Below are 12,080 nucleotides of genomic sequence, written 5' to 3' on the forward strand. Positions count from 1 at the left end.
GCAAATCCAACCGCCGTCAGCTCATAACTCCCCTTCACGCCACAAGTGCAACTATTGCTTTTGCAACTATTTGCCTTTGTTTTTATTTATGTTTTTTGACATGAAGCATGAATTAGTGTCTAAGATTAATGGTAGGCAACTGCTAAAGACAGTTCCCTTCCCAGACATATTTGGCGTTTCAGGGGGTTTAAAATGGGCATATTTGAGCACTACCAACAGCGCTATGAGAAGAAACTCGATGAAGAATACACATTACAGGAGTTTCTCGATATCTGTAAGCAAGATCGCAGCGCCTACGCTTCGGCTGCAGAAAGACTGCTTATCGCCATCGGCGAGCCGGAAGTGGTCGACACTTCCAAGAATCAGGTTCTGAGCCGGATATTTTCCAACCGCTTAATCTCTCGCTATCCCGCGTTTAAAGACTTCTACGGCATGGAAGATGCCATAGAGCAGATAGTCTCTTACCTTAAACATTCGGCCCAGGGGCTGGAAGAATCCAAGCAGATCCTCTATCTGCTGGGACCTGTCGGTGGCGGTAAATCGTCGCTGGCCGAAAAACTCAAAGCCTTAATGCAGCAAGTACCCATCTATATTCTCAGCGCCGATGGGGTCAGAAGTCCGGTCAACGACCACCCTTTCTGCCTGTTTGATGCCGAGGAAGATGGCAAGTTACTGCAGGAAGAGTACCAGATCCCGACCCGTTACCTGCGCAGTATCATGTCGCCCTGGGCGGTCAAGCGCTTGCATGATTTTGGCGGCGATATCTCCCGCTTCCGGGTCGTTAAGGTATTCCCTTCAGTGCTGGATCAAATTGCCATCGCCAAGACTGAACCCGGAGATGACAACAATCAGGACATCTCTTCTCTAGTGGGCAAAGTCGACATTCGTCAGCTGGAGCACTTTGCCCAGAATGATGCCGATGCCTACTCCTATTCAGGAGCACTGTGCCGTGCCAACCAGGGTTTAATGGAGTTTGTGGAGATGTTCAAGGCGCCGATCAAGGTGCTGCACCCACTGCTGACCGCCACTCAGGAAGGCAACTATAACGGCACCGAAGGTTTATCGGCCCTGCCCTTTAACGGCATTATTCTGGCTCACTCCAACGAGTCTGAATGGAGCAGCTTTAAAAATAATAAAAACAATGAAGCCTTTCTCGACCGTGTTTATATCGTTAAGGTGCCCTACTGCCTGCGCGTGTCGGAAGAGATGCAGATTTACCGCAAGCTTATCGCCAATTCAGAACTGACCAAGGCCCCCTGTGCCCCAGGCACACTGGAGACCTTGGCTCAATTCAGCGTGCTCTCAAGGATCAAGACCCCGGAGAACTCCTCCGTCTACTCCAAGATGCGGGTCTATGACGGTGAAAGCCTCAAGGATACCGATCCCAAAGCCAAGTCTTACCAGGAATATCGTGACTATGCCGGGGTCGATGAGGGGATGCATGGACTATCAACTCGCTTCGCGTTCAAGATCCTCTCCAAGGTCTTTAACTTCGATCATTCCGAAATTGCCGCCAACCCAGTGCACCTCTTCTATGTGCTGGAGCGGCAGATAGAGCAAGAGCAGTTCCCTTCCGATACCGCAGAAAGGTATATGGAGTTTCTGAAGGGCTATCTGATCCCTAAATATGTTGAGTTTATCGGCAAAGAGATCCAAACCGCTTATCTGGAATCTTACTCGGAATATGGTCAGAACATTTTCGACCGCTATGTCACCTATGCCGATTTCTGGATCCAGGATCAGGAATACAGAGATCCGGAAACCGGCCAACTGTTTGACCGAGCCGCACTCAACGCCGAATTGGAGAAAATTGAAAAGCCGGCCGGGATAAGTAATCCCAAAGACTTTCGCAATGAGATAGTCAACTTTGTGCTCAGGGCCAGAGCCAATAACGATGGCAACAACCCGCAATGGACCAGCTATGAGAAACTCAGAACCGTGATAGAGAAGAAGATGTTCTCAAATACGGAAGATCTCCTGCCGGTCATATCTTTCAACGCCAAGACCTCCACAGACGATCAGCGCAAACATGATGATTTCGTCAACCGTATGATGGAGAAAGGCTACACCAAGAAACAGGTGCGCCTGTTGTCCGAGTGGTACTTACGGGTACGTAAGTCCTCATAGCTGTGCCCTTTCGGGGCTTTCGGGCCCCGGTATTTGCTTTGGGAGGTGCGTATGGCGAACTTTATCGACAGGCGGTTGAATGCCAAAGGAAAGAGCACGGTTAACCGTCAGCGGTTTATTAACCGCTATAAACAACAAATTAAAAAAGCGGTCAGTGATGCTGTCACTCACCGTAGCGTCACAGATGTCGACAAGGGAGAAAAAATCAGTATCCCCACCAAGGACATCAGCGAACCCGTATTCCATCAAGGCCCTGGCGGCGTCCGTGAGCGGGTACATCCGGGCAACGACCAGTTTACCCGCGGCGACAAAATAGACAGGCCTCAGGGCGGCGGTGGTGGTGGCAGCGGCAAGGGCGATGCCTCGGACTCAGGCGAGGGTCAGGATGACTTTGTATTTCAAATCTCCAAAGATGAGTACCTCGAGCTCTTGTTTGAAGATCTTGAGTTGCCCAACTTGCAGAAAAACCGCCTGAACAAACTGGTGGAATACCAAACTTACCGAGCCGGTTATACCAATGATGGAGTGCCCTCCAATATCAATATCGTCCGCTCTTTGAGATCCTCTCTGGCGCGGCGCACCGCTATGTCCGCGGACAAGAAGCGGCGACTGCTGGAGCTGGAAAACGAACTGGCAGAGCTGGAGAACACCCCGGGTGCCAGTGCCGAGCGGATATTGCAACTCAAAGAGGAGATTGAAGAGCTTAAACAGCGCATCGCCAAGGTGCCCTTTATCGATACCTTCGATCTGCGCTACAACAACTTTGCCAAACGGGAAGTGCCCACCAGTCAAGCGGTGATGTTCTGTCTTATGGATGTCTCCGGCTCCATGGATCAGGCCACCAAGGATATGGCCAAACGCTTCTATATATTGCTGTACTTGTTTCTGACCCGCACTTACAAAAATCTTGAGGTCGTTTATATCCGTCATCATACCCAGGCCAAAGAAGTGGATGAACATGAGTTTTTCTACTCTCAGGAGACGGGCGGTACCATAGTCTCCAGTGCACTGAAACTGATGCACGAAATTCAACAGGAACGCTATCCGGCCAATGAATGGAATATTTATGCCGCCCAGGCATCCGATGGCGACAACTGGGCAGATGACTCGCCCACCTGTTATCAGATCCTCGAAACACAACTGCTACCCGTAGTACGCTATTTCAGTTACATAGAAATCACCAACAGGGCGCACCAGACGCTCTGGCGTGAATATGAAACCCTGCAAAAACAATTCGACAATATGGCGGTACAACATATTCGCCAGGCAGAGGATATCTATCCCGTCTTCCGCGAGTTGTTCAAGAAGCAGGCGGTTTAAGGGGAAGCGATTATGAGCAAAAAGAAAACACGCCAGCCGCTAAGCGATGGTCCTGAATGGACTTTTGAGCTGCTGGAAACCTATGAAAAGGAAATCGCCCGGGTCGCGGAGCATTATCGTCTGGGGACCTATCCCAATCAGATAGAGGTGATCACCGCCGAGCAGATGATGGATGCCTACGCCAGCATAGGCATGCCTATAGGTTATACTCACTGGTCCTTCGGTAAGCGTTTTATCGAAACCGAGCAGGGTTATAAGCGCGGCCAGATGGGGCTGGCCTATGAGATAGTCATCAACTCCAACCCCTGTATCGCCTATCTGATGGAGGAAAACACCCTCACCATGCAAGCCTTGGTGATTGCTCACGCCTGCTTTGGCCACAACAGTTTCTTCAAAAACAACTACCTGTTCCGCACCTGGACAGATGCCGGTTCCATCATTGATTACCTGGTCTTTGCCAAGCAATACATCAGTGAATGCGAGCGTAAATATGGCATAGATGAGGTGGAAAACCTGCTGGATTCCTGCCACGCCTTAATGAATTATGGCGTCGACCGCTACAAGCGGCCAACAGAAATATCGTTTCGTGAAGAGCAGGCACGCCAGAAAGAGCGCGAGGCCTATCTGCAAACCCAGGTCAACGATCTCTGGCGCACCATCCCCTCGCACCAAACCAAAGAAGAAGCCAAACAGCAAAAACGTTTTCCGTCAGAGCCACAGGAAAACATTCTCTACTTTATCGAGAAGCATGCTCCATTGCTGGAGCCCTGGCAACGGGAGCTGGTGCGTATCGTACGCAAGATGGGGCAGTATTTTTATCCGCAACGCCAGACCCAGGTAATGAACGAGGGCTGGGCCACCTTCTGGCATTACACCCTGCTCAACCACCTTTATGACGAAGGCTTGGTCACCGACAGATTTATGTTGGAGTTTTTACAAAGTCACACCAATGTGGTGGCTCAGCCTGCCTACAACAGCCCTTATTACAACGGCATAAATCCCTATGCCCTGGGGTTCAATATGTTTTGCGACATTCGCCGCATCTGCGAACAGCCAACTGAAGAAGATAGATATTGGTTCCCGGATATCGCCGGCAGCGATTGGCTGAAAACAGTGCATTTCGCCATGGAAAACTTCAAGGATGAGAGCTTCATCAGCCAGTATTTATCCCCCACCATGATCCGCAAATTCAAGCTGTTTGGCGTACTCGATGATGAAAGCAAAAACTATCTGTCGGTATCGGCTATTCATGATGAACAGGGATACCGCGATATCAGACAAATTTTATCTTCGCAATACAACCTGTCCAATAATGAACCCAATATTCAGGTGCATAATGTCATGGTCAATGGCGATCGCTCGCTGACACTGAGGTATATCCCCAGTAACGGCATCCCTCTGGCAGACAGCTGCCGGGAAGTACTCAAACACCTACATAGATTGTGGGGCTTTGACGTCACCCTGGAGCAGAAAGCGGAAGATGGCGAGATACGAATACTGGCCTCGTGTCCTGACAAAGGCGAATATATCTAACCATCATGTGGGCTGCTTGTACTCCTGCCCTCACCGGCCATTGACTCACAGCGCAAAACAGATAGGCTCGAGCTATAAGCAAAAGCCTCTCTGTTTCGTTGAGCTAGCTTCTGCCTGCCAGTTTAGCGGCATCCTTGAACAGGGTAAAAAAGTTGTCTGTGGTGTACTGGGCCAACTCTTCAAAGGACTCACCTCTGAGCTCGGCAACAAACTCGGCGACATCACGAACAAAGGCCGGCTGATTCTCTTTTCCCCGATGAGGCACGGGTGCCAGATAAGGCGAATCGGTTTCGACCAGCAGCCTGTCTTTGGGGATTTTACGGATAACACTTCTTAGCTCAGCGGCATTTTTAAAGCTGACGATACCGGAAACCGAAATATAAAAGCCCAGATCCATAGCCGCCTTGGCCATTTCCCAGTTCTCGGTAAAGCAGTGCAGTACCCCGCCGCACTGTTCGGCGCCGCCGTTCTTCAGTATGGCTATGGTGTCTTCTCTGGCATCCCGGGTGTGAACAATCAAAGGCTTGGCCACTTCTCTGGCCAGCGCCACTTGCTGCTCAAAGCATTGTTGCTGCAAGGCCTTGGTATCATCGGCATAGAAATAATCCAGCCCTGTCTCGCCAATGGCCACGACTTTCGGGTCGGCGGCATAACGCTTGAGTTCATTGAGATCCAATCCCTCTTTCACATCCAAAGGATGCACCCCGGAAGACAGGAACACCTGCTCAAACCCGGCGACTTTGGCCTTCATCTCTGCAAAACCTTTTTGCCGGACATTGACACAAAGAAAATAGTCTACCCCACGAGCCTTGGCGGCATCGAGCAACTGACTGAGGCTTTCGGGATCCGGCGCGGCTTTGAGGCGATCGAGATGGCAATGGGAATCAACTAACACTTGGAAATCCACCCACAATTGAAAAGGACGGCAAGGATAGCGCCCTACATAGTGCAGGTCAAATCACCCGAGGCCAGCTCTCTGGAAAGGAGTTTTTCAATATGATGCTTGTGGGACTCGGGATCCGAGAGAATTTTAACCCCGATACCGGCCGGGCGTCCTCCGGAAGCGCCGAGCGGGTTGATCCACACCACGACCCCCTGAAACTCATTGACATGAGTCGAGCCCGGCAAACGATAACCTATCTGGATCTCCTGACCGAGGAAATGTCCCTCGGTAGTTGCCACAAACAGGCCCGCCGGCTGAATAAAAGGCATGTAAGCACGATACAACTGGTGCAGGGTGTCAAAATTCACTGTCAGATCGACCATAGGATACTTTTTAAGTTTTCAGTCTCTTATATTCTAAGACATAATTCTGGCAAAGCGCCAAGTAGTTGACACTCGGCATCTGGCTCAGACGATTGCAGGTATCCATCACCTTGGCAGCCAGGGTCGCTATTTGCGCCCGCAGCAAGGGGTCCTCCCCTTCGATGGTTAACAGCTCTCTATGCAACACCAAGTATAAAACTCTAAGTACATCAGAGATTTGTTCCTCACCTACTGTTAACAAACTAGCACACAGATGGCCCGTTAACAAACTGGCGCGCCAATCGCGGCGATAATCCAATAAGGTCTGGTATCTGTCAGACTGCAAAACCTCTGCCAACTTTAGCGGTCCGCCGACGACGGGCAAACACCAGGTAACATCGGCCGGCAGCGGTAACTGCTGCGCCAGCCAGGACTGAATGGCACTCTTGTCCGGCAGTTTTACCTGCACTCTCTGACAACGACTGGATATGGTCGGCAGCAGCCCGGCGGTGCTGTCGGTCTGTAGAATAATCAGCGTCCCCTGCCCCGGCTCTTCCAGGGTTTTCAGCAGGGCATTGGCCGCAGCTTGATTGAGGCGCTCACTTTGGGCGATAAGCGCCACCCGCCGCCCACCTTGCTGGGCCGTGGAGGTCAGCTCCTGACAAAGCGCCCGCACCTGATCCACTTTTATCTGTTTACCATCGGCTTCAAGAAGATGAAAATCGGGATGGTTACCGGCGAGCACCAGCTGGCAGCTCTTGCAATGACCGCACTCTCCCCGAGCTGTGGGTTCGCTGCACAGGGCCGCCGCGGCTATCTCTTCGGCTAGCTTCATGCCGCCATAGCCCTGGGGAAGCCCCAGCAGCAACGCATGAGGCATCTGAGCCGAGTGCAGTTGCTGCATAAAACGGGCTTTAGCGTCACTCAACCAGGGCATGTCCATCTTCATCACTCCTTATGCCGCTTGCTTACCAATCTTTGGTTTGCAACACAGCCAGAATATCTTTATGCACTTCGGCCATGATCTGACTGGCGTCGATAACCGCTATGCTGTCGTCCTGTTGTGCCAGGCTCAGGTAGGTGGCACGGGTACGTTCAAAGAAGGCCAGTTCCTGCTGCTCGATTCGATCCAGCTCACCACGGTTGGCGGCGCGGGTTAGCCCAAGGCTTGGCTCTATGTCGAGATACAGGGTCAAGTCTGGTTTAAAGTCCCCAAGGGTGGCGGCGCTGACCGCGCTGACCAAGGGCATCAACCCCCGACCACCGCCCTGATAAGCCAGGGACGACAGGTTGTGTCTGTCGCCGAGCACCCAACTGCCCTCGGCAAGCGCCGGCTTGATCACTCGGGCCACCAGCTGCGCCCTGGCGGCATACAGCAGCAGGCATTCAGATTCGTCACACAGAGGGTCGCTTGCATCGGCCACCTTCACCAAGTCGCGGATCTTCTCCGCCAACGGGGTGCCACCCGGCTCTCGGGTACAGACAGGTGCCTTGCCGGTATGTTTTTCGATAAAGTCTCGCACCAATGCGATGGCGCTGGACTTACCGGCGCCTTCCAGGCCCTCGATAACGATAAATTTTGCAGTGGCTGTTTGTGGCATTATCTCTTTCTCTGATACTGGTTCACGGCGCGGTTATGTTCGGCCAGTGTACGGGAAAATACATGACTGCCGTCATTGCGGGAAACGAAGTAGAGGTACTCCACCGCTTCCGGGTGTGCGGCCGCCAACAAGGCTTCCCGCCCGGGCGCGGCAATAGGTGTCGGCGGCAGTCCAAAAATACGGTAGGTGTTAAATGGCGTTTCTTCGCGCAGATCTTTACGGGTGATATTGCCATCAAAACGCTCCCCCATGCCGTAAATGACAGTGGGATCTGTCTGCAAGCGCATGCGTTTTTTCAAGCGATTGACAAATACCGCCGCTATCTTACCGCGCTCCTCTGCCAGGCCGGTTTCCTTTTCTATGATGGAGGCCAGGATCAAGAGTTCATAGGGACTCTTGAGCGGAATGCTTTGATCCCGCTGCTGCCAGATGCTCTCCAGTTGTTGCTGCATCTTGATAAAGCTTTGGGTCAACAGAGTATTGAGCTCAGTGCCGGCACGATACTGATAGGTATCCGGGAAAAACTTGCCTTCCGGCAAGCCGCTGTTATCCCCTTGAGCTTCGAGCACATCGATAAATGGCTTGTCGCTGACCTTGAGATACGCCAAGGTCTGCAGATACGCTTGCCACTCGCGAATAGTCTTGCCCTCTACCAGCGTCAGGGTAAAAGTCTTCTCGTCACCGGCCACCAACCGCTCCAGCAAAGAAACCGGAGTGTCGCCGGGTTCAATCTGGTAAAGACCGCTGCGAATAGCAGTCATCTGCGGGTAAAGCTTACCCCAGAGCTTCCAGTGCCAGTCAAACTCCAACAACTGCTGATTTTGCAGCTCTTGCCCCAACTGGTAAAAGGAGGTGCCACGTTTCAGCAGCAGCTCTCTGGGTTCGTCCAGTTTCAGCTCTGTGGCCGCAAAGCGGTTGAGTTCGTTGTAACCCCAAAAACCAACGCCCAGCGCCAGAGTCATCAGGGTAAACACAAAGGCCAGGGCCGCAACTAAGCATTTTTTCATAATTGGATAGCAAGCGCCTTGCGAAGAGGTGTGCTGCCGGGCCAGAGTTCAAAGTTTTGCTGATCCACAGCAATAACATCGACCAAACCCAACAGGCTGTTACTGATAAAGAGGTGCTGCGCCCGTTGCAGCATCTCTGTGTTAAGAGGGCACAGCTGCACGTCAATGCCCTGGTCGAGCAAGGCCACAATCAACTGCTGTCGCATCACTCCGGAGACACCAGAGTAATTCATGGCCGGTGAATACGCCGTCAGTTTACCTTGTTCATTAGGTAGTAGCAGGAACAGATTGGCCATTGAGGATTCGAGCAGTAAATCGTCGCAATCCAGTACCAGCCAATCATCAAAGCCTTCAGGCAATGGCTGCGCCTTGATAAGCACCTGTTCCAGGCGATTGAGGTGTTTAATGCCGGCAAGCCTTGGCTGTTTGCCAAGCCTGATGGGTGAGGTCTTGAGGGCAATCCCTTTTTGCTGCCAATCAGGATAATGCGCCGGCAATGGCGCCAGGCTGATGACTTCGGTGACCAAAGCGTCTGCCGGCGGCGTATAACCACGGCCGCCCTCTCCCCGGGTGAGCTGCAACTTAACGCAGCTGTGGGGATTGGCGACGGCAATGCGCTTGAGGCTTGAGCGCAAGGCATCCGATGCCTGCCAGACAAAACCCAAGCGCAGCGCCCCTTGAGTCAAGCGGGCAAGATGTTCACCCAGAAAGGCTATTTGCCCCTTACCATCCACCGCCATGGTTGCAAACAGGCCATCACCATAGGTAAAGCCCCGATCGCGAACGCAGACGCTATCCTGCTCTTTTCCCTGAACCCAGACACCACTCATGCGCAATCCAGGGCTCAGTCCTGGCTGATCCGACTGGCGACCGCATCTTGCTGATCGCGATACTTGGCGTTCTTGCGGGTGTTGTAGGGTCTGGCCACAGGACGAGACAAGCGCTCAAAGTTCAGTGCCCCTATGGTCATCATGGGACGCAATGCCAGCGGTAGTTTACCGCTGTTGTAAAACTCGAGCACGATTCGCCCCTGCCAACCCGGGTCGATACGGTGCGCCGTCACGTGCACCATCAAGCCCAGACGCGCCAGAGAAGAGCGGCCATCGAGCCAGCCGACTATGTCGGAAGGCAGGTGAACACTCTCATAGGTCACTGCCAGCGCCAGCTCGCCCGGATGCAGAAAGAAGGCTTCGCCATCGGCAATATCTATCTGCTCGCTCATCACTCTATCCAGCGCAGCCTGCACTTCGGCCTTGGGGCCACTGAGATCTATATAAGGCGCCGTGTGATCCTTGAACACCCGAAACTGGTGACCCAGACGCACATCAACACTCACGCCACTGATGGCCTCTATGCCGGGACGGGGATCTATGACTATGCTGCCCTCGTCCAGACATTGTTCAATTTCGATATCAGTTAATCGCATCTCGCCTTCTAGCTCCCTGGATATTTGTAGTTACTTCGCCAGCAAATGCTGGATTCTGGCCTTGAGAATATCGGTGGCAATCCGGTTCTTGCCGCCCCTTGGCACTATGATGTCGGCATACTGCTTTGAGGGTTCAATAAACTGCAGAAACATGGGTCTTACCGTTTTCTGGTACTGGCTGATAACAGACTCCATGGTGCGGCCACGCTCGGCCACATCACGGGTCAGGCGCCGCAGTAAACAGATATCCAGTGGTGTATCCATAAACACGCTGGCATCCATCAGTTCACGCAGTTTAGGGTCAGTCAGCAGCAGAATACCTTCGAGAATGATGACCTTTTTAGGGGTCATCTTTAAGGTATCGCTGGTGCGGGTATGCTCGGCATAGCTATAGCAGGGAATATCCACCGCCTGCCCCTGTTTAAGCGCTACCAGGTGAGTGCTGAGCAGTTCATGATCCAACGCCTTGGGATGGTCATAGTTGGTCTTGACCCTCTCGTCCATGGACATATGGTTCTGATCCCGATAGTAGGCATCTTCATTGATAACCCCAATCTGATCTGTCCCTAAGTCTCGGCATAACTCTTCAAATATGGTCTTGGCGATCAAACTTTTACCTGACGCCGAAGCCCCTGCTATACCGATAACGACACACTGTGGCGAATTCATGCTGCGAAAACCTTACTCATCATCTGCTATTGCGATTGAAATACTGCTGTGATTCTTTTGTTTTGCCAGTTGGGCACCCACACGGCGGGCGATATCCCGGTAAATGGCGGCGACTTCACCCTCAGGCGCAGCCACCACAGTCGGCGCCCCGTTATCCATATCCTCACGGATATTGATATGCAGAGGTAAGGCACCCAGTAAAGGTACTTGATAACGCTCGGCTATCTTGCTGCCACCGTGAGTACCGAAAGGATGCTCTTTATGGCCACAGGCAGGACAGAGATGGAAACTCATATTTTCCACAATACCGACGACTGGGATGTTCACCTTCTGGAACATAGTGATGCCTTTCTTGGCATCGGCCAGCGCTATATCCTGAGGCGTAGTGACTATCACGGCGCCGCTGACCGGCACTTTTTGTGACAGCGTCAGTTGGATATCCCCTGTGCCCGGAGGCATATCAATCATCAGGTAATCGAGCTCAGGCCACTGGGTTTCGTTGAGCAGTTGCACCAGGGCGCCTGCAGCCATGGGGCCACGCCATACTGCGGCCTGATCGTCGGTCAGCATGAAACCTATGCTCTGGGCGCTGATGCCATGGGCTGCAGCGGCTGTCATATGCACGCCATCGGGGGAAACGGGTCTGAATGTCGGGATCCCCAGCATCAATGGAATGGAGGGGCCATAGATATCGGCATCCAGAATACCCACCCTGGCACCTTCGGCCGCCAGGGCCAAAGCCAGGTTAACCGCAGTAGTAGACTTGCCCACACCGCCCTTACCGGAAGCAACGGCAATCACCTGCTTCACGTTGGGAATAGGGGCAATATTGCCTAGGGCCGAGTAGCTGAAAGGCTCAAAGCCAATCTCACATTCCACCTCGTCGATGGCATCGAGCTTGGACAATTCATTGGTCAGCGCAATCACAGTATCGCGATATTGAGTCTGACAAGGATATGGATACAAGATGGTCAGCAGTAGCCTTTTACCATCCAAATCCAATTTACGAATACAACCGGCATCGACTAAACCCTGGGCCAGGTATGGATCCTGAAACGCATTGAGAATGGCAAGAACCGGACCGAGCAGATCGTCACTGAGACGATAGTCCTGAGAAGCAGAAGACAAAACGCAATCCCCTTTTGATAAATT

Annotated in this window: 12 protein-coding genes; 3 read left to right on the forward strand and 9 right to left on the reverse strand. The window is 52.5% G+C overall.

Annotated features, from left to right (window positions below; all coding sequences use genetic code 11):
* Positions 1-192: 192 nt before the first annotated feature.
* From WKR14_RS12125 to WKR14_RS12135, 3 genes are read left to right on the forward strand one after another with little or no spacing between them, the layout of a single operon-like run.
* Positions 193-2,127, forward strand: a complete 1,935-nt coding sequence (locus WKR14_RS12125) for a PrkA family serine protein kinase (RefSeq protein ID WP_101055933.1) — start codon at positions 193-195, stop codon at positions 2,125-2,127.
* 51 nt (positions 2,128-2,178) lie between these two features.
* Positions 2,179-3,447, forward strand: coding sequence for a YeaH/YhbH family protein (locus tag WKR14_RS12130; RefSeq protein WP_101096629.1), 1,269 nt, complete (start codon positions 2,179-2,181; stop codon positions 3,445-3,447).
* A gap of 12 nt (positions 3,448-3,459) precedes the next feature.
* Entirely contained in the window at positions 3,460-4,980 is a 1,521-nt protein-coding gene (locus WKR14_RS12135) for a SpoVR family protein (protein WP_224867289.1), read from the forward strand.
* Between the two features lie 103 nt (positions 4,981-5,083).
* Here the strand turns inward: WKR14_RS12135 and WKR14_RS12140 are convergent, their stop codons facing one another.
* From WKR14_RS12140 to apbC, 9 genes are read right to left on the reverse strand one after another with little or no spacing between them, the layout of a single operon-like run.
* Positions 5,084-5,875, reverse strand: a complete 792-nt coding sequence (locus WKR14_RS12140) for a TatD family hydrolase (RefSeq protein ID WP_101055949.1) — start codon at positions 5,873-5,875, stop codon at positions 5,084-5,086.
* 44 nt (positions 5,876-5,919) lie between these two features.
* Positions 5,920-6,246 (reverse strand): PilZ domain-containing protein, encoded by a 327-nt coding sequence (locus WKR14_RS12145; protein ID WP_025011164.1) that lies wholly within the window; start codon positions 6,244-6,246, stop codon positions 5,920-5,922.
* Between the two features lie 10 nt (positions 6,247-6,256).
* Complete coding sequence (holB, locus tag WKR14_RS12150; RefSeq protein ID WP_335923123.1) at positions 6,257-7,168, reverse strand: DNA polymerase III subunit delta'; 912 nt, start codon at positions 7,166-7,168, stop codon at positions 6,257-6,259.
* A 25-nt stretch (positions 7,169-7,193) separates the two neighbouring features.
* Positions 7,194-7,826: a dTMP kinase gene (gene tmk / locus WKR14_RS12155; protein WP_339086288.1), complete on the reverse strand. Its 633-nt coding sequence runs from the start codon at positions 7,824-7,826 to the stop codon at positions 7,194-7,196.
* Positions 7,826-8,833 carry an endolytic transglycosylase MltG gene (mltG, locus tag WKR14_RS12160; protein ID WP_101055929.1) on the reverse strand — a complete coding sequence of 336 codons (1,008 nt, stop codon included), beginning with the start codon at positions 8,831-8,833 and terminating at the stop codon, positions 7,826-7,828. The genes tmk and mltG overlap by 1 nt, the downstream gene beginning before the upstream one ends.
* On the reverse strand, positions 8,830-9,663 hold the full coding sequence (gene pabC, locus WKR14_RS12165) for an aminodeoxychorismate lyase (protein WP_234556429.1): 834 nt from the start codon (positions 9,661-9,663) through the stop codon (positions 8,830-8,832). The genes mltG and pabC overlap by 4 nt, the downstream gene beginning before the upstream one ends.
* Positions 9,664-9,677: 14 nt before the next feature.
* On the reverse strand, positions 9,678-10,259 hold the full coding sequence (gene dcd / locus WKR14_RS12170) for a dCTP deaminase (RefSeq protein ID WP_101055927.1): 582 nt from the start codon (positions 10,257-10,259) through the stop codon (positions 9,678-9,680).
* Between the two features lie 30 nt (positions 10,260-10,289).
* On the reverse strand, positions 10,290-10,928 hold the full coding sequence (gene udk, locus WKR14_RS12175) for a uridine kinase (RefSeq protein WP_339086293.1): 639 nt from the start codon (positions 10,926-10,928) through the stop codon (positions 10,290-10,292).
* Positions 10,929-10,940: 12 nt separating this feature from the next.
* Positions 10,941-12,056 carry an iron-sulfur cluster carrier protein ApbC gene (gene apbC / locus WKR14_RS12180; RefSeq protein ID WP_339086295.1) on the reverse strand — a complete coding sequence of 372 codons (1,116 nt, stop codon included), beginning with the start codon at positions 12,054-12,056 and terminating at the stop codon, positions 10,941-10,943.
* Positions 12,057-12,080: the final 24 nt, after the last annotated feature.

Source organism: Shewanella chilikensis (assembly GCF_037953065.1).
GTDB lineage: Bacteria > Pseudomonadota > Gammaproteobacteria > Enterobacterales > Shewanellaceae > Shewanella > Shewanella chilikensis.